The sequence below is a fragment of the Acidisoma sibiricum genome (assembly GCF_057837225.1).
Map to the genome: position 1 here is coordinate 3,069,027 of NZ_CM174445.1, position 18,106 is coordinate 3,087,132.

At 62.9% G+C, this 18,106-nt stretch carries 17 protein-coding genes; 5 read left to right on the forward strand and 12 right to left on the reverse strand.

Going from position 1 to position 18,106, the window contains the following annotated elements:
* Positions 1-38: 38 nt before the first annotated feature.
* A complete protein-coding gene (mads1, locus tag AC3G7M_RS14630) occupies positions 39-230 on the reverse strand; it encodes a methylation-associated defense system helix-turn-helix domain-containing protein MAD1 (RefSeq protein ID WP_489212860.1) in 192 nt (63 codons plus the stop codon).
* A gap of 127 nt (positions 231-357) precedes the next feature.
* Here mads1 and AC3G7M_RS14635 point away from each other — a divergent pair, with 127 nt between their 5' ends.
* Positions 358-675, forward strand: a complete 318-nt coding sequence (locus AC3G7M_RS14635) for a hypothetical protein (RefSeq protein ID WP_489212862.1) — start codon at positions 358-360, stop codon at positions 673-675.
* Positions 676-688: 13 nt separating this feature from the next.
* Here AC3G7M_RS14635 and AC3G7M_RS14640 read toward each other — a convergent pair whose 3' ends face one another.
* The 3 genes from AC3G7M_RS14640 to AC3G7M_RS14650 form a co-directional block, all read right to left on the reverse strand.
* Positions 689-1,891 carry an acyltransferase family protein gene (locus tag AC3G7M_RS14640; RefSeq protein WP_489212863.1) on the reverse strand — a complete coding sequence of 401 codons (1,203 nt, stop codon included), beginning with the start codon at positions 1,889-1,891 and terminating at the stop codon, positions 689-691.
* A gap of 702 nt (positions 1,892-2,593) precedes the next feature.
* Positions 2,594-3,442 carry a hypothetical protein gene (locus AC3G7M_RS14645; RefSeq protein ID WP_489212864.1) on the reverse strand — a complete coding sequence of 283 codons (849 nt, stop codon included), beginning with the start codon at positions 3,440-3,442 and terminating at the stop codon, positions 2,594-2,596.
* Positions 3,443-3,662: 220 nt separating this feature from the next.
* On the reverse strand, positions 3,663-4,424 hold the full coding sequence (locus AC3G7M_RS14650) for a hypothetical protein (RefSeq protein ID WP_489212866.1): 762 nt from the start codon (positions 4,422-4,424) through the stop codon (positions 3,663-3,665).
* 237 nt (positions 4,425-4,661) lie between these two features.
* Here AC3G7M_RS14650 and AC3G7M_RS14655 point away from each other — a divergent pair, with 237 nt between their 5' ends.
* The gene (locus AC3G7M_RS14655) at positions 4,662-5,792 is read left to right on the forward strand and encodes a M20/M25/M40 family metallo-hydrolase (protein WP_489212868.1); all 1,131 of its coding nucleotides are present in this window, start codon (positions 4,662-4,664) and stop codon (positions 5,790-5,792) included.
* Positions 5,793-5,850: 58 nt separating this feature from the next.
* On the opposite strand, the gene AC3G7M_RS14660 is transcribed toward AC3G7M_RS14655, so the two are convergent.
* On the reverse strand, positions 5,851-6,387 hold the full coding sequence (locus AC3G7M_RS14660) for a hypothetical protein (protein WP_489212869.1): 537 nt from the start codon (positions 6,385-6,387) through the stop codon (positions 5,851-5,853).
* Positions 6,388-6,671: 284 nt separating this feature from the next.
* Here AC3G7M_RS14660 and AC3G7M_RS14665 point away from each other — a divergent pair, with 284 nt between their 5' ends.
* The gene (locus AC3G7M_RS14665) at positions 6,672-7,811 is read left to right on the forward strand and encodes a ceramide glucosyltransferase (protein WP_489212870.1); all 1,140 of its coding nucleotides are present in this window, start codon (positions 6,672-6,674) and stop codon (positions 7,809-7,811) included.
* Positions 7,812-7,918: 107 nt separating this feature from the next.
* The gene (locus tag AC3G7M_RS14670; RefSeq protein WP_489212871.1) at positions 7,919-8,380 is read left to right on the forward strand and encodes a CreA family protein; all 462 of its coding nucleotides are present in this window, start codon (positions 7,919-7,921) and stop codon (positions 8,378-8,380) included.
* Between the two features lie 2 nt (positions 8,381-8,382).
* Here the strand turns inward: AC3G7M_RS14670 and AC3G7M_RS14675 are convergent, their stop codons facing one another.
* Positions 8,383-9,456: a threonine aldolase family protein gene (locus AC3G7M_RS14675; protein WP_489212872.1), complete on the reverse strand. Its 1,074-nt coding sequence runs from the start codon at positions 9,454-9,456 to the stop codon at positions 8,383-8,385.
* A gap of 116 nt (positions 9,457-9,572) precedes the next feature.
* Between AC3G7M_RS14675 and AC3G7M_RS14680 the strand changes: the two genes are divergently transcribed.
* The gene (locus AC3G7M_RS14680; RefSeq protein ID WP_489212873.1) at positions 9,573-10,694 is read left to right on the forward strand and encodes a Gfo/Idh/MocA family protein; all 1,122 of its coding nucleotides are present in this window, start codon (positions 9,573-9,575) and stop codon (positions 10,692-10,694) included.
* A gap of 66 nt (positions 10,695-10,760) precedes the next feature.
* Here the strand turns inward: AC3G7M_RS14680 and AC3G7M_RS14685 are convergent, their stop codons facing one another.
* The 6 genes from AC3G7M_RS14685 to iolE form a co-directional block, all read right to left on the reverse strand.
* A complete protein-coding gene (locus AC3G7M_RS14685) occupies positions 10,761-11,723 on the reverse strand; it encodes an ABC transporter substrate-binding protein (protein WP_489212874.1) in 963 nt (320 codons plus the stop codon).
* A 98-nt stretch (positions 11,724-11,821) separates the two neighbouring features.
* Positions 11,822-12,733, reverse strand: coding sequence for an ABC transporter permease subunit (locus AC3G7M_RS14690; protein ID WP_489212875.1), 912 nt, complete (start codon positions 12,731-12,733; stop codon positions 11,822-11,824).
* Between the two features lie 261 nt (positions 12,734-12,994).
* Entirely contained in the window at positions 12,995-14,500 is a 1,506-nt protein-coding gene (locus tag AC3G7M_RS14695) for a sugar ABC transporter ATP-binding protein (RefSeq protein ID WP_489212876.1), read from the reverse strand.
* Between the two features lie 259 nt (positions 14,501-14,759).
* The gene (locus AC3G7M_RS14700; protein WP_489212878.1) at positions 14,760-16,253 is read right to left on the reverse strand and encodes a CoA-acylating methylmalonate-semialdehyde dehydrogenase; all 1,494 of its coding nucleotides are present in this window, start codon (positions 16,251-16,253) and stop codon (positions 14,760-14,762) included.
* Between the two features lie 163 nt (positions 16,254-16,416).
* Positions 16,417-17,217 (reverse strand): 5-deoxy-glucuronate isomerase, encoded by an 801-nt coding sequence (gene iolB / locus AC3G7M_RS14705; RefSeq protein WP_489212880.1) that lies wholly within the window; start codon positions 17,215-17,217, stop codon positions 16,417-16,419.
* Complete coding sequence (gene iolE / locus AC3G7M_RS14710; RefSeq protein WP_489212881.1) at positions 17,217-18,101, reverse strand: myo-inosose-2 dehydratase; 885 nt, start codon at positions 18,099-18,101, stop codon at positions 17,217-17,219. Before iolE ends, iolB begins: the two co-directional genes overlap by 1 nt.
* Positions 18,102-18,106: the final 5 nt, after the last annotated feature.

The following is an 18,106-nucleotide window of genomic DNA, read 5'->3' on the forward strand; positions in this document are numbered from 1 at the left end:
TCGATGAGGGCGCTGGCGGGGGGTGGAAGCCATCGATCTTACTCGGAGCCCTTGAGCGGCCCGGAGGTCTGGTTTTCAATCCATCCGTCGATATCTGCCCGCTTGAACCGCCACTGCCCTCGGACCTTGAAAGCAGGGATCTCGGCGCGTTGGGCCATCGTATAGACGGTCTTTTCAGCCACCTTCAGAAGCGCGGCTACCTCCGGCAGCGTTAGAATTTCGTCCGGCACTGGCAAAGCCCCCTTCCGATCATGCCATCGGAAGCTAACGTTTAGCAGTAATTGCCAGAGGGCGCCAGACAGGGAGAGCCGTGCCTGGCGATAGGCCAACAGCCTATAGGGCTATGGCGTAGACATAGTGCTCATCTTCATCGAGCGTGGCCCGCCATGGGCCATTCACACCACGTCACGACGGATCGCTGCCAAGTATTGTCGGCAGATGTCCGCTATTTCGACTTTGCACGTGGTTTCGCACACTTCCGCAGCAACGCATGGATTTCCTGGATATAATCTGGGTAGGCCGTTGCTGATTCCTCGGTATCGCGCGGCCAAGGTCTGCGATGAGGCGTATTTCCTGGCCAATCCCCTGCGGATCAACGCCAACGGAGCGACGCCGTTCAACATGTCAATCGACCAGATCGAGACCGCGATGGCGCCGTTGCGAACGGCAGCCTAGCCGTTGGCCGACACTACAGAGGTGGCGCGATGGCGGCTTTGCGGGGCTGTGCGGTGCGTATGTCGGTCATCAGAAGGCGGAAGATCACGCGACGGCACGGCTGCTCGACCAAGCGGAACAGCGCATAGGACATCGCAAGCGCGAATGTCCAATAGGCCACGATCTGCGCGAGATGACCGCCGAAGTTCGCCAGCGTCCCTGTCGCTTGAAATGCGTGCTCTAGAACCGTGTGGCACATGTAAAGGGCAAAGCTGATATCGCCCAGTAACACGAACGGGCGCCAGCTCAGGGCTTTGGAAATGAAGCCACGCTGTAGCGCCAACACAGCAATGAGTAACCCGAAACTCGGTGCGCTGCCGGCGGCGGACAGCCACCGCAGCATTGCCAAGGAAATGAACCCGGACGAATAAAGGTGGTCGAAGTCAAGTAGAAGGTAGATCATGGAGTAGCCGGCGGTCGCCACGGCCACTAGCTCCAGGGCCGATCCGAACAGCATTGGCAGACGATGCAGATGTTTTGCCCATGATACCCAGGCATAGGCGAAGACTAGGCCAATGACGAATTCTGAGAGCCGCGCAGTCGGGTAGATATAGACCATGGCATCAATGCTGACCGCGGATTGGCTGCCGCTGAATGGCTTCAGGTGCAACCGGTCGGTAAGCACGATCATCAGCGCCGTCAGGCCGAGCGAGGCCAGCAGCTTGATGTGCCAGGTCTGTGACCAACGCCAGATCAGCAGCGGAAACATCAGGTAGAAGAAAAACTCTGTGGAAAGGCTCCAGGCCACGGCGTTGTAGGAGAAGAAATACTGCGGCAGTGGAATCCATGACTGAAGCAGGGTGATGTTGGCGAGGGTCGGGCCAGCGGATAGTCCCCATGGTCCGGCAGTGAAGGTCACGAGGAGGAACAGCGTGGCGAGATGTACCGGGAAGATGCGGGCGATCCGCGCCACAATGAAGCGCCAGGCACCAGACGCACCCCGCAAATCGCGGTTGTTATAAAACAGTATGAAGCCAGATAGCACGAAGAAGAACGATACTCCCTGGTCGAGCGCGATCTTCGTCGCCAGCCAGCCGCCATAGTGCAGCCAATCGCGCGTATGCTCGACGACCACAAGGGCGGCAGCCACGAACCGCAGGCTCGTAAGCGCAGGCAGGTAATCACGCGAGTGGGGATAAGCTCCTATCCCGCCATGGTTAGTCGCAGCGATTCGCATTCAAACCGTTCCTCGTTCGTCACGAGAATAGGTAGCCGCGGGCTGCGATAGCGTCTACTGCGGGACCGTCGAATAATCGCACACTTGCAACGAGAACAAGGTCAACGCACGCTCAGTAGGACTACACAGCTACGAGAGGCCGTTCCGCATCCACTGACCGCCGAACCGATCGGTAAGTTTGCCCTAGTAACTTCCCCACGGCTTAACCGCGAGACGCGTGGTAACCCTTCCGCGATGGGCGAGGGTCGTAGATAATCTGTCGATCGCTAGCTTCGTTCGGCGTTGGGGAAAGTGCGCATGATTGTCGGATTTGGCCCGCAAGAGACCACATAAATCCCTGATTTCCATCGTCAGACGATTGGGGGGAGCGATTATTCGCTCTCTGATTGGGGAAAGTGCCGCGGACAAGAAGACAGATTGGTTAATGTCGGATGTCTGCCTGCGCCGAAAACCCGGCCGGCGGCTTACATAGCCAGTGGCGCCGCCGCGGCTCGACCACACCAAAGGACTAGGGCACCCGAGTCAACAGAATTAAGCGTGATAAACCGCACGCATGATTGGTGCATCCAAGTACATGGCCAAAGAATGGGATTCTTGTCTTGGATTTGACAGAATTACCGCGACTTTGCGCAAGTCATATGACCCCAAAAAATTGATCCCTCCCGCTCTATTCATAACGGGAGGGATATAAGAGCGCTGGGGTCAGAACGTGTCGCGCTGACGTCCGCCAATCGCACCGGCCACACTGGCGATGAAGGCACCAATGAGCATCGCAAAGAACGTATAGGCCGCAAAGGATGCCGCCGCCTTGCGCGCGGCATTGGCCACTTGCTTCGCCTTGGCGATCATTTGGTTTTCATCGCTGATCGCCTGATCCACCCGTCCCGAGGCATCGGGCTGAGCGAGCCCGGTTTGCGCCTCAACCAATTGCACCAGGTAATCATGATCCGCCTGGCTCACCGGTCCGGTTGCTGCTGTCGCCAGAATGCGGCCAGCTTCCATCTTCGCCTGCGGGCTGCTGGACTGCGCCGAATTCCGGCTGGGGCGAAACAGCCTGTCGAGGTCATAGCCAGTCGGCATGCCAGGCTGCGCCATCCCGGCAGATGCGTGGCCATCAGCGGAAGCCCCGACCGAGGCGACCGCTTTGCCGAGCGACCCGGCAAGGGAGCCGACACCTGAGGTCACGAGACCGATCGTGAACAGTGCCGCGACCGCCCAGGTCACCAGACCGGACGCCGTGTCACGGAAGGTCACTTCATGGCGATGCACATCGGGCAGCGCCGGCCGCAGACGGCCCGCGAGATAGCCGCCGAAGAAGGACGCCACCCACTGCACGATGATCAGCCAAATCGCGGCGACGACCGTAAAGGTGACAGGCGATGGATTGTCGCCGGAGACAGGAGACACCCAGGCAAGACCGAAAGCCGATCCAGCGGCCGCCAGCATGATGGTGATTGCGGTCGCGACCGCGGCGCCGCCGAAGACGGCAGCCCAGGATATGCCAGCACGCGTGGTCACACGCAGTCCGGGATCTGCACTGGTGAAAGACATAATCTCTCCTAATGCCAAAGCAAAAGAAGAAGCAGAATGATGGGAATGGGAATACCCAGAAGCCAAAGAAGAATGGGCATGATTTCCTCCGATTGTTACAAAACAGAGATGGGCGATTGGCGGCAAATTCCTAGAGGGCAATGCCGCGGCCGCCATTCCCGACCGCGTGATCGTGCCGCGCGTTGCGCGCGCATAGGATTAGCCGGCACCGGCCTGCACCCTATAAAAACGCTTTATAGAAGCCGCTGTTGAAGGCCATGCGGCGAAACACCCGCTGCTGCAGGCGGTAAAAATGCGCGTATTCGCGCGTCTTGGCATAGTCCTCGATGCTGGTCTGGCTGCGGTTGAGGTCAAGCCGGGAAATCGGCTTCCGGTAGCCGGCACCGTGATGATAGATGACGCCGTCGTAGAGGCCGAACCACAGGGGATGCAGGTTGCGCCGGTTTGAGCGCAGCATCGGATACCAATCCGCGCCCCGTTCAGTCAGCGTCTGCAGCAGATTGCCGCCGGCATCCGTCACGATCCGGCCATGCCGGTCGGCCCACTCAAAACCCGGATTCCAATCGCCCGCAATGTCGTTCCAGAACCCGACCGTCGTCGCGGCAAAAGAGGGGTGCGGCTGCATATCGCCGTCATTTTCCAGGCGCTGGACCGCGATCAGCGGGTAGCGGGCCAGCTTCTCCTCCAGATAGGCGCCAAGTGGCCGGATGGGAAAGGCGTCACCGTCCAGAAAGACGATGACGTCATCGGGCTTCGCTTCCAAGGTCACGATGCGGGCGAGGTAGTTCAGCTTATCGGCGTGGTTGAAGCTGATTTTGGTCGGCGGATCATAGGTGCTTTCGAGATAAAAATCCCGTCGCCGCCGCGGCTCGGGCACGCAGGCTAGCACGCGGTAGGGCCGGTCCAGATTGCGCCGCAGGAAGCCATTCTGGCGGGAAATCCACCGCTCAGTTTCAAAATGGACCGTGCAGACGTAAATCATGATGCCACTAGACCGCTTCTCGCCCGAAAGGTGCCGTTCCGGTCCGCATATGGCCGCGGCGAAACGAGATGCCAGTCGCGGGAGGCGATTTTGTCCAGGCCCCCGCATCACCCGGCGCAGGCGCCGGCCTGCGTCGTGCCATCCGCGCCCGAGGCATAAATCCTGCTTGGCTATGCGGTCAGGCTCGGCAAGGCTGCGGCCGCGCCTCGAAACCGTTCACCTACAGGATAAGCCGCGATGGATCTCTCCCGCCTGCCCTTCGACAGCACCGATATGCTGCGCCGCCTGAAGCCCTGGGTGCTGTGCGAAAGCCCGACCCATGATCCCGCCGCTGTCGGGCGCATGATGGATCTGGCAGCCTGGGAATTGGTCAGCAGCGGGGCCCGCGTCGAGCGTATCCCCGGGCGCCTGGGCTTCGGTGACTGCCTCCGCGCCAGCTTTCCGCATCCCAAAGCGGGGACGCCCGGCATTCTGATCATGGCGCATCTCGATACCGTTCATCCCATCGGCACGCTGGCCGATCTGCCCTGGCGCGAGGAAGACGGCACCTGCTTCGGCCCCGGCATCTGGGACATGAAGGGCGGCACTGTCGCGGCGCTCGAAGCCGTGCGCGGCCTGGCCGCCGCCGGTCTCGCCAGCCCCCTGCCGGTCACGCTTCTGCTCACCAGTGACGAGGAGGTGGGCAGCCCCTCCACCCGCGATCTGATCGAGGCAGAGGGCCGCCGGCAGCGCTATGTCCTGGTGCCCGAGCCCGCCGCCCCCGGTCGCGGCGTCATCACCGGCCGCTACGCCATTGCCCGCTTCCATCTGGAAAGCCGCGGCCGCCCGAGCCATGCCGGCGCGTCGCTGTCCGAGGGCCGCTCCGCCATCCGCGAAATGGCCCGGCAGATTCTGGCCATCGAGGACATGACGACGCCCGACTGCACCTTCAGCGTCGGCATCCTCCATGGCGGCCAATGGGTGAACTGCGTGGCGACGACCTGCACCGGCGAGGCGCTGAGCATGGCCAAGCGGCAGGCCGATCTCGATGCCGGCGTGGCCCGCATGCTGGCGCTTCAGGGCAGCACGCCGGAGACGCGTTTTACTGCCACCCGCACCGTGACGCGTCCGGTCTGGGAACCCAATAACGCCTGCATGGCGCTCTATGAGACGGCGCAAGGCGTGGCCGCCCGGCTCGGCCTCGCCTTGCCGCATCACAGCGCCGGCGGCGGGTCGGACGCCAATTTCACCGGCGCGCTCGGCATCGCCAGCCTGGACGGTCTCGGCCTGGTCGGCGGCGGCGGACATACCCTGACCGAGCATGTCGAAATAGCGAGCCTCGCCGAACGCGCGAAGCTCATCGCGGGGCTGCTGCTTGAACTGACCTGAGACACCGGGTGACGCGTATCGTTGTGTTGCCATCGATACGCGTCACGCGCGTCTGGGGCTATTTCTTCGGCGGCGTGATGGTGGCGGGTGTGGTCGCCTCCATGTCTTCGCTCTCCCGCGTCTGCGGCGGCACGGCAGGGGAATGGAAGGCCGAGGACTGGTCATAATCGGGGCCGGTGACCGGCTGCATCGTCGCTTCCGGCTGGCGGACGCAGCCGCGGAAGATGGGGTCACAGACGCCATCGCTGCCGATCGTCATGTCGTTCGGGCCGGTATAATGCACTTCGGTGACGGTGTTGCGGACGACACGGACATTGGCAATGCAACCCGTGCCGGAACCGCCCAGGGCGACGCCGCCCAGGCTGAGCGGCAATGTCAGCGTCAGGCCGCCCGTAGCCGCAGGGTTGTAGGTATAGGTATCGACATGCGCCTTGTCGTTGATCTTGGTCGACTTGGCGGCCGGACCCGCGCAGGCCAGCAAATCGGCCGCACTCATGCCGATCATGCTGCTCTGCGCCAGATGCGCGTCCCGCGAAGCACCATAGCCGCATCCGGCAAGCGAGAGAGTTGCGAGCACGATAGCGTTCCGACGCATGTCACCTCCTGACGATATGAACGCGTCATGTACACGCGTGGATCGGTGCCGTAACCCGCGGGGCAGGCGAAATCCGGCCTGACGACCTCAACTGGGCGTGAGGGAGACCGGGCGTCGGCACGGCCAGCCCAGGCCCGGCGGCCGCGAATGTCTTGCGTCTGTAACGCGAAATCCACCGGAAGCGTTGGACAAAGCAAAGGCGATCTGGCTCAAAACAAGGGCTTTCCGACTCACGCCGCGTGGGCCGGCCTCCCGATGCGTCCGAGCCCGGAGTTGTTTCGCGAATGACGTTCACATTCTGTGCCGCGGCCTTCTGCCTGGTGGCGACGGCCGTCAATCTGGGCGCGATGATCGTGGCGGCCGTGCGGCTGCGCCCGCGGGCAAAACCCGCCATGGCGGCGGCCGAGATCCCCGCGGTCACCATCATCCGGCCGCTCTGCCGGATCAATAATTATGAGCGGGAAACCCTCGCTTCCACCTTCATGCTCACGTACCCGCGCTATGAGATCATCTTCTGCCTGGAGGACGGCAACGACCCCGTGGCAGGCCTCGTCTATAACCTCATGGAAAAATTCCCCGAAGTTTCGGCCCAATTGCTCATCGGGCAGGAACGCCGCACGAAAAATCCCAAGCTCAATAACTGCCTGAAAGGCTGGGACGCGGCGCAGAATCCCTGGATCATCATGGCGGACAGCAATGTGCTGATGCCTGCTGACTATATCCAGCAGATGATGGGCCGCTGGACGGAGAAGACCGGACTGGTCTGCTCCATGCCCATCGGCACGCGCCCCGGCAATTTCTCGGCCGAGCTGGAATGCGCCTTCCTCAATACCTTCCAGGCCCGCTGGCAATATGTCGGCGAAAGCCTGGGCCAGGGCTTTGCTCAGGGCAAGTCCATGCTCATGCGGCGGGATATCGTGGACGCAGGCGGTGGTCTGCTGAAGACGCTCGGCGCCGAAATCGCCGAAGACGCCGCTTTCACCAAATTGGTGCGCCAGGCCGGTCTGTCGGTGCATCTGGTCGATGCGCCGTTCAGCCAGCCGCTTGGCCGCCGCAGCCTGCCGGAAGTCTGGTCCCGGCAGGCCCGCTGGGCCATGCTCCGCCGCAAGACCTTTCCCGCCGTCTATCTGCTGGAACTTCTGACCGGCGCCTTCTTCCCCATGGTCGCGGGCATCTACGCCGCCTGGGACGCGAATGTGAACGTCGCGGTGGTCGCAGCCGTTCTCGCGGCCCTCTGGTTCGGGCCCGAGGCGCTGCTGGCGCGCATCGCCGGCTGGCACTTCTCGTCCCGCATGCTGCTCGCCTGCGCCCTGCGCGATTTCCTGCTGCCGCCGCTTTGGATCGTCGCCTGGCTGCGCCAGGACTATGTCTGGCGCGGCAATACGGTGAATGTGAAGCAGGTGATGGCGGAAGAGCTGGAATAGGCGCGCCGCTCCAGAGGCAGTCGTACCCCGGATGACCGCCGCGACGCAGTGGCATCCGCCATGGTAAAGCCATCCCCGTGATACAGGACTATGGCGGGGGATTTCCGATGAAACGTTTGGCAGCAGCCCTGATAATGGGGCTTTTACTGACCGGCACGGCGGCAAAGGCGCAGACCCGCATTGGCGGCGTCGATACGACCTTTCGCTTGCTCGGCTCCAATGATCGCGTCGTGGTCGACCGCTATGACGACCCGGACGTGCCCAAGGTCTCCTGCTATGTCTCGCGCGCCGAGACTGGCGGCGTGAAGGGCAGCCTGGGCCTGGCCGAGGACCCGTCCCGCTTCTCCATCGCTTGCCGCGCCGTGGGCCCCGTCTCCTGGCCCGCCAACCTGCCCAAAAAGCAGCGGATCTTCACCAGCTCCCTCTCGGTCTTCTTCAAGACGCTGGAGGTCTACCGGCTGCTAGACCCGGACAAGAAGGTTCTGCTCTACGTCGTCATCAGCAGCCGGATCAAGGAAGGCAGCCCCTTCAACTCGATCACAGCGGTGCCGACCGGCGGGACGCCGTAACCTCAGCGATTGCCGAACCGGGCGGCGGCCGCCACCAATGCCTCAGCCGCGTCCGGCTGCGAGGCATAGGACGTGACCAGGCGGATTGCGACCTCGCCGGCAGAGGTCTCCGCATGCCAGCGGTAGAAGCCGAATCCCTCTGCCTCCAGGGCGGCCACGACGCCTTCGGGCAGGACCGCGAAAACCTCGTTCGCCTCAACCGCATGCAGCAGGCGCACGCCGGGAATGGCCGGCAGGCCGCGGGCAAAAATCTGCGCGACGGCATTGGCATGGCGTGCATTCCGCAGCCAAAGATCCTCCGTTACATAGGCCAGCAGCTGCGCGCTCATGAAACGCTGCTTGGACCACAGATGCGCCGCCCGCTTGCGCCGCTCGGCAAAGCCCCTCGCCTGAGCAGGATCGAAGAAAATCACCGCCTCCGCCGCCATCGCACCATTCTTGGTCGCCCCGAAGGAGAGCGAGGTCACGCCCGCCTTCCAGGTCATCGCCGCCGGGGAGCAGCCGAGATGGACCACAGCATTGGCGAAGCGCGCGCCATCCATATGCAGGCCCAGCTTGTGGCGCGCCGCCACATCGCCGATGGCGCGGATCTGGTCCAGGCCATAGACCGCACCCCATTCGGTCGATTGGGTGATGCTGATGGCATGCGGCTGCACCACATGCACGCCATGCTCGCGGGCGGCCTCGACCCGCGCCGTGATCTGGGCCGGGGTCAGCCGGCTATCGGGCGCCGGCACGGCGAGCAGCTTGGCGCCCCCGGTGAAGAACTCGGGCGCGCCGCATTCATCGGTATTGATATGAGCGTCATCGGTGCAGATGATGCCGCCATAGGGCGGCACCATGGTGCTGAGTGCCAGCGCATTGGCGGCGGTCCCGGTCGCCACCGGAAAAGCGACCAGATCGGGCTTCTCGAAAATACGGCCAAGCGCCTGGGTCAGCCGCTCGGTCCAGGAATCGGCACCATAGGACGAGACATTGCCCTGATTGGCCTCGACCAGAGCCGCCAGGATCTCCGGCGCCACCGGGGCGACGTTGTCACTACAAAAATTCCAGCTGCTTTTGATGCCATCCGCCACGCGCGTTCTCCGTTCCAACACAGCACTTTTGCCATGAGGCCGGTCTTTTCCCAAATCCGCATGACGGGACGGCGATTTGGTGTAAAATAGACCCTGCGTTCCAACGGAAAAGAATAATGAAAAAAGCAATCCGAATTGGTCTGGTGGGTTCCGGCTTTATGGGCCGCACCCACGCACTGGGCTTTCGCAGCGTCGGCGGCGTTTTTGATCTGCCCGTGGCCCCCGTGCTGGAACTGCTGGCCGATGCCACCGAAGCGCAGGCCGCCGCCGCCGCCGCGCGTTTCGGCTTTGCCCGCGCGACGGCAGATTGGCGGGCGCTGGTGGCAGACCCTGCGGTCGATGTCGTCGATATCACGGCGCCCAATCTGCTGCATGCGCCGATGTCCCTCGCGGCCATTGCCGCGGGCAAGCCCGTCTATTGTGAAAAGCCGCTGGCACCCACGGCCGACGAGGCGCTGACCATGACGCTGGCCGCCGAGCGCGCGGGAGTAGTGACCCAGGTCGGCTTCAACTACATCTGCAATCCGATGCTGATCCTGGCCCGCGACATGATCGTGGCGGGCGAGCTGGGACAGATCTGGGGATTTCGCGGCATCCATGCCGAAGACTTCATGATCGACCGGCAGTCCCCCTGGACCTGGCGGCTGGACCCGGCCGGGGGTGCGGGCGCACTCGCCGATATCGGCAGCCATATCATCGGCATGGCGCGCTTCCTGCTGGGACCGATCAGTGCTGTCTGCGCGGATGTCGAGACGGTGATCGATCGCCGCCCCCTGCCCGGCCAGCCTGATCAAATGCGCGCCGTCGCGGTCGACGACCAGGCGCGGCTGCTGCTGCGCTTCGCGCGCGGCTGCCGCGGCACGATCGAGACCAGTTGGCTCTCGTCAGGGCGCCAAATGCAGCTGGAATTTGAGGTGATCGGGGAGAAAGGTGCGCTCGTCTTCAGCCAGGAGCGCTTCAATGAATTACGCTACTATAAGGTGGAGGCCGATCGCACGCGCAATGGCTTTCGCACCATCCTGTCCGGCCCGCAGCATCCGCCCTACGGCGCCTTCTGCGTCGCCGGCGGGCATCAGATCGGCTTCAACGATCTTAAAGTCATTGAGATCCGAAATTTTCTGACCGCCCTGGCCGGCGGCGAAAAACCCTTCGCGGATTTCCGCGAGGCCTATGAGGTGCAGCGCGTCATCGACGCGGCGCTGCTGTCATCCCGCAGCGAAGCCTGGGTGAAACTCTGACGCTCATGAAAAAACCGCCCCGGGCAAGCCCGGAGCGGTTTTGACTAAAGGCGGTCGCGAGACAGATTACTTCGTCGCGGCGGTCGGGTCCCAACCCTTGTAGCTGTCAACATTGTCGATGGTGACCAGCGTCGGGGACAGCAGAATGATCTTGGAGGGGGGCGCCTTGCCGTTGGCGACGTCAACCGCATAGGCATAGGCCTTCGCAGCCATGCCGTAGGGGTCCTGCGCGGAGGACGCCTTGATCAGACCGTCCTTGTTCTTGATCTCGGGCACGATATCGGGCGCGCCGTCGACGGAGGTGATGAAGAACTCCTTGCGGTTCTGCTGCTTGGCCGCCAGCTCAAACCCGATCGCGGTCGGATCGTTGATCGCGAAAACCGCGTCGATCTGGGGGAAGCGCGTCAGCAGGCTTTGGCCGGATGCGAAGCCGCCATCGCGCGAACCCATGGCATTCTGGCTGTCGGACAGAACCTTGATGCCCGGCGCGGTCTTCAGAACATCTTCGCAACCCTTGACGCGATCGATGACGGAGGAGACCTGCGGGCCGTTGACGATGACGACATTGCCGGTTTTGTTCTTCACGTGATCAAGGATGTACTGGCAGGCTTGGGCGCCGGCCTTCACATTATCCGTCATCACCGTCACGTCGGCGCCGGTCGCGGCGACGTCGAAAGCGCCGATCGCGATGCCGGCGTTATGCGCCTTGAGCAGCGCCGGGGCGATGGCCACCGGGTCAGCCGCATTGACCATAATCACCTGAGCGCCGGCCGCGATGAAATTGTCGATCTGCGTGAACTGCTTGTTCAGATCGTAATCGGACGAGACGGCGATCGTCTTGGCGTTCGGGGTGATTTCCTTCGCCTTGGCTTCGATACCCTTATCGGTCGCCGCGAAATAGGGATTGCCGAGGGAGCCCACGGTAATGCCCACGGTCGTGATGTCTTTTGCCATCGCGGCGCCGGAAATGCCGGCGGCCATGACCGCACCGAGCGCGATCTGCGACAGTCCATAACGTGCAAGCTTCATTGTATTTCCCCACTTGAGAGCATTGTTGGTTTTTCGTCACGTGTCCTCATGCGGAGATCAAGCCGTCCCCGCACGCGAATTTCTGAATGTGGATCGGATCAGGTGCGACCCTTATGATCCAGCCGGTAACGGTCAAGCGCCACGGCACCGATGATCACCAGGCCTTTGACGATGAACTGCCAGATGTCCGAGACGCCCGAGAGCACCAGACCATTGGTCAGGATGGCGATGATCAGCGCGCCGACCAGCGTGCCCCAGATCGACCCGATACCACCGGTGAAGCTGGTGCCGCCCAGGATGACCGCGGCGATCGCGTCCAGCTCGTAGCTCTGGCCAAGCTGCAGGCCATTCGCTGCATAAAGGCGCGAGGCCGACATCACGCCGCCAAGCCCGGCCAGCAGGCCCGAGGTCGCATAGACAAACATCAGAATACGGCCAACCTTGATGCCGGTCAGACGCGCCGCGTCTGGATTGCCGCCCACCGCATAAATGCGCGTGCCCAGCACGGTGCGCCGCAGGATGAACCAGGAGATCAGCACGACGATCATGGCGATGATGACAAGCCAAGACACGCCAAACAGCGTCGCGTTGCCGATGAAGGCGAACGGCAGGCTGGGATTGAACACCGTCCGGTCGGCACCGAGCAGGCGGGCGATGCCGCGCACGGCCGTCAGCGATCCCAGGGTCACGATGAAGGGCGGCAGCCGGATCACTGCAATCAGGAAACCGTTGATCGCACCGAAGCCCAGACCGATCAGCAGGCCGGCGACGATGCCAAGCATGCCGATGTCTGGAATCAAGGACACCATCAATGCGCCCATGGCGGACGCGGCCAGGATGGAGCCGACCGAGAGATCGATACCGGCGGTCAGGATGACAAAGGTCATGCCGGCCGCAAGAACAGTATTGATGGCCGCCTGCTGCAGAACGATGGAGGCATTCGTCAGACTAAAGAAACGCCCGTTCTCAATACCAAAGCCGATGCACAAAATGATCAGAACTGGCAGCATGCCTGCATATTGCAGAAAATTACGCACCCGTTGCTGATTCGAAATCGACACCTGCCGTGAGCCCACGGGTTCACTCGCCACTTCAGCCATAAAACTTCCTCACCACTCAGTCGTTTCGCGTAAAGCGCGACCCGGTCGCCCGGCCGGGCGTTAAGCCTGTCGCAACAATCACACGCAAACCCGTCGCTACGGGCAATATCCAGAACTATACACCCAGGCTGACGGCACAAAAAGTGTCAAACAGGGCGAAGAAGGCTTGGGTCAGGCGGCTTCGGCGCCGGCCAGCCCGGTCACCAGCTCCATGATGGCTTCCTGCGTGATCGGTGCATCGGCCTCGGCGACGACTTCGCCCACCAGATAGCCGTCACGCATGACGACGACGCGATCCGATACGCCGATCACCTCCGGCAATTCGCTGGAAATGACCACGATGGCGGCACCCGTGCGGGCCAATTGATCGATGATGCGATAGATTTCGGATTTAGCGCCGATATCGACGCCGCGCGTCGGCTCATCGAGAATGAGCACACGCGGATTGGTTTCGAGCAGACGGGACAACAGGACTTTCTGCTGGTTGCCACCGGAAAGACTGCCCACATTGATATCGGCATTGGGCGCGCGCACGCCAAGCGTCTTGATGGCCTCGGCCGCGCGACGACGGGCCGCGGCGAGGTTCAGCACCCCGCCCAGCCGCGCATCCTGGCCGATCACGTTCATATTGACGTTGCCATTGATACTCATGTCCAGGAACAGGCCGAGCGCCTTGCGATCTTCCGTCAGATAGACGATGCCGGCATCAATCGCATCACGCGGATTGTGAATGCTCCGCTCCTGCCCATTGACGAAAACCTGGCCGTGCTTTTTCGGATCGGCCCCATAGATGAGACGCGCGAGTTCCGTGCGCCCGGACCCGACAAGACCGGCAATCCCCAGCACCTCGCCTTCGGCCACGCTGAAGGAGCAGTCATGGACGCGATCACCATCATCCATATTGCGCGCTTCCAGCGCGATCTTGCGACCGCTGACCGGAGCGCGATGCTCCTTCTTATAGAAAGAGGAGGACTCACGCCCGACCATCATGCGCACCAGCGTCTGCGGATTAAGCTCATCCCGCATCAGCGTGCCGACCATGCTGCCATCGCGAAGAACGCTGACCCGGTCTGACAGTTCATAGACCTCGGCCATACGATGGCTGATGTAGATGATAGCGATACCTTCCGCCTTCAAAGTTCGGATGATCGTAAAGAGCTTCTCCGCCTCCCGCGCGGAAAGCGCCGTCGTCGGCTCATCCATGACCAGAATATGCGGGTGCCCGGCCAGCGCGCGGGCGATTTCCACCAGCTGGCGTTCGGCAATGGACAGGGAGGCGACTTTCGACGCGGGGCTGAAAGGCGCGGCCAGACGGTCGAGAAAGGGCTGTGCCGCCGCATTCATCGCGGCACGATCGATCATGCCATGGCGGCGCAATTCCTCGCCTAGGAACATATTCTCAGCCACCGTCAGGTTGGGGGCGAGTGCGAGTTCCTGATAGATGACGGCGATGCCGCTGCGACGGCCGGCCAGCGGACTGCCGATCTGCAGCGGCTTGCCGTCAATGCGGATTTCTCCGCCCGGATCGGCGTGATAGGCGCCCGACAGGATCTTCATCAAAGTCGACTTGCCGGCGCCGTTCTCACCCATCAGGGCATGGATTTCGCCGGAATAGGCGGTGAGGGAAACATCGGACAGGGCACGAACAGAGCCGAAGGTCTTGCTGATACCACGCATCTCAAGAGCCGCAGACCGTCCAGCCGGACGAGTGTCACCCGAAGCTGCAGTGGTCGGCACATTTGTCGTCTCGCTGGTCATTTCCTGCCTCCCCGGGCATTTGCCCTGACTTTCGTCTCGCGCGAGGTTTGGCACCCCCCACGGCAAAGTCAAGACATTGACAGCGCAGTGGTCCGGCCATCAGACGCAGATCCGCCGCCTCGCTGCGGTGCAGTAAAACGGCCACGCCTGCGTGTCAGATCCGTGGCCGCCCATCCCTTCAGCCCAGCGTTGGCATGATGAAATCCGCACCGGCACGGATACCCGTCGGCCAGCGTGAGGTGACCGCCTTGTAGCGGGTAAAGAAGCGAATGCCTTCCGGCCCATGCATGTGGTGGTCACCGAACAGCGAGCGCTTCCAGCCGCCGAAGCTGTGGAAGGCCATCGGCACGGGAATCGGCACATTGATGCCGATCATGCCGGCCTGCACCTTGGTCGCGAAGGTCCGTGCCGAGTCGCCGTCACGCGTAAAGATCGCGGTGCCGTTGCCGAATTCATGCGTGTTCACGAGATCCAGCGCGGCGTCAAAGGTGTCGGCGCGGACGACCGCCAGAACAGGCCCGAAGATTTCTTCCTTGTAGATCTTCATCTCGGGCGTCACGTCATCGAACAGCGTGCCGCCGATGAAATTGCCGTTCTCGTAACCCTGCAGCTTGAGTCCTCGCCCATCGACGACCAGCTTGGCGCCTTCGGCGACACCGGCATCGACATAGCCGCTGACCTTGTCCAGATGCGCGCGGGTGACGAGCGGACCCATCTCATTGCTGTTGTCGGTGCCCGGCCCGATCTTCAGCGCGCGCACCCGCGGCGCCAGTGTGTCGACCAGCTTGTCGCCGATGCCGCCGACCGCGACGGCCACCGAAATCGCCATGCAGCGCTCGCCGGCCGAACCGTAAGCCGCCCCCATCAGCGCATCGACCGTCTTGTCCAGATCGCAATCCGGCATGACGATGGCGTGGTTCTTGGCGCCGCCCAGCGCCTGCACGCGCTTACCGTTGCGGGTGCCGGTCGTGTAGATATATTCGGCGATCGGGGTCGAGCCGACGAAGCTGACGGCATGGATGCCGCGATGCTCCAGGATGGCATCCACCACTTCCTTATCGCCATGCACCACGCCGAAAACGCCGTCCGGCAGACCGGCCTGCTTAAGCAGATCGGCGATGAAGAGCGAAGCCGAAGGGTCACGCTCGGACGGCTTGAGAATGAAGCAATTGCCGCAGGCGAGCGCGGTCGGCAGCATCCAGAGCGGCACCATCGCCGGGAAGTTGAAGGGCGTGATGCCGGCGCAGACGCCCAGCGGCTGGCGCATGGAATAGGCGTCGATGTCGCGGCCGACCTGCTCCGTGAAATCGCCCTTCAGCAGTTCCGGCACGCCGGTCGCGAATTCCACCACTTCCATGCCACGGGTGACTTCGCCCAGCGCATCGGACAGAACCTTGCCATGCTCATCGGTGATGATGGCGGCGATCTTCTTGGCATTCTGCTCGATCAGGTCGCGGAAGCGGAACATGACGCGGGCGCGGGCCAGCGGCGGGGTTGCGGCCCAGGCCGGAAAAGCGGCCTCGGCCGCCTTCACCGCGGTATCGACGTCGGCGACCGTGCCCAGCACGACCTGGCGGGCGACCGACCCATCGGCCGGCTGGTAGACATTGGCAGTGCGGGTGGAGGTCCCGGAGGTAAGCTTGCCCCCGATATAGTGCTGAACGATGTCCATGATGGTCTCCAAAGAGGAACGTGCCTTTCAAAACCCGCTAGGCTGAGCCGGCTGGCCCGGACTTTTGAGCACCGGAGCGGAGCGGCCGTAAGAGGCCGTGAGCACCGGAGCGCAAAAAACCGGGTTAGACGGCCTGCATAGTAGGGTTTTCAAAGGCACGGGCTTACCAGGTGAGGAAGGCGTGATCGGGGGACATGGTGAAGCGCCATTCGCGCACCGGCCCCGCCATCACGTTCAGGTAGAACAGGTCGAACCCGTGCGGCGCGCCGACCGGGTGGTAGCCGCGGGGGACGAGCACGACATCACCGTCGCTGACCGCCATCGTCTCATCGAGAGAGCGGTCATCGGTATAGACGCGCTGCAGGGCGAAGCCCGTTCCGCGCTTGAGACGGTGATAGTAGGTCTCTTCCAGATAGGTTTCACGCGGCGGGTCGTTCATATCGTGCTTGTGCGGAGGGTAGCTAGACCAGTTGCCACCGGGCGTCACCACTTCGACCACCAGAAGCGATTCCGCGGTGGCCGTATCGGGCAGGATATTGCGCACGTGGCGGGTATTGGTGCCCTTGCCGCGCACCTCCTCCCCCACTTCGCTGGGCGGGATGATGCGGGCGGGCAGCCTGCCCTCGGCGGGCGCGGCGCAGACCGCAACCTCGGCCGGGGTTTCAGCCTCCACCGTCCAGCTCGAGCGGGCGGGGATATAGACTGACCAGGGCAGGCCGTCGAAGACCGAGTCGCGCTCCCCCATCAGGCCGAAATCGACATCGCCCGCGCTGATGCGCACGCGTCCCGACAGCACGACGAGGCAGACCTCATTCCCTTCGGTCGGACGGGAGACGACCTTTTGCGGCGGCAGTTGCAGCACGGAAAAGCCGACATAGCCCCAGCCGGCCGAGGCCGGGGTGATGTGGTGGATGAACCCGTCCCGGTCCGGCGCATGCGGATGCAGCAGAAGTCTCGATGCCATCAGATCAGCCCCTCATCGCGGAGATAGGTGCGGAGATTGGCATAGCCGAGGCTCGCATAGGTAAAGGGATTGGCTTTCGCCGGGTCCTGCTCGGCTTCCAGCACCACCCAGCCGGAATAGCCAGGCAGCGCGCGGAACATCGACCGGAAGTCGATCGTGCCGTCACCCGGCACGGTATAGATGCCGCCCAGGACGCTTTTAAGGAAGCTCCAATCCTCGGCCTCGCTCTGCGCGCGGACCGCGGCCCGGATATCCTTGGTATGGACATGGCCGATGCGGGCGCGGTAGCGCGCGGCCAGCCGGGCCGGATCATCCCCGCCCCAGACGGCATGGCCGGTATCGAGCAGCAGATCGACCGACGGGCCGGTATGGGCCATGAAAGCGTCGATATCCTCCGCACTCTGCACCACGCTGCCCATGTGATGGTGATAGACGATGCGCATGCCCTCGGCCGCCAGCAGGTCGCCGAATTCCGTCATCCGGTCGCCAAAGGTCTTCCACTCATCGCCCGACAGTGTTGGCCGGCGCGACAGGGGCGTGTCGATCTCCCCCTGAATGGTGTTGGAGGTTTCGCAGACGACCATGACGGTGGAACCCTGCGCCTTCAGCAGGTTCAGGTGGTTTCGCGCGGCAGCGAACTCCGCTGCCCCATCGCGCGTCAGCAGCTTGGCCGAATACCAGCCGGAGATGCAGGCGAGGCCATAAGGGGCGAGCGCGGCCTTCAACCCGTCCGGCGTGCGGGGGAATTTCTTGCCGAGTTCCATCCCCTCGAAGCCAATCTGGCGGGCCTCGCTCAGAATGGTCTCCAGCGTCGTGTCGCCGCCCAGCTCGGGCATGTCGTCATTGGCCCAGCAGATGGGGTTGGCGCCGATACGAATGGGCATTGTCT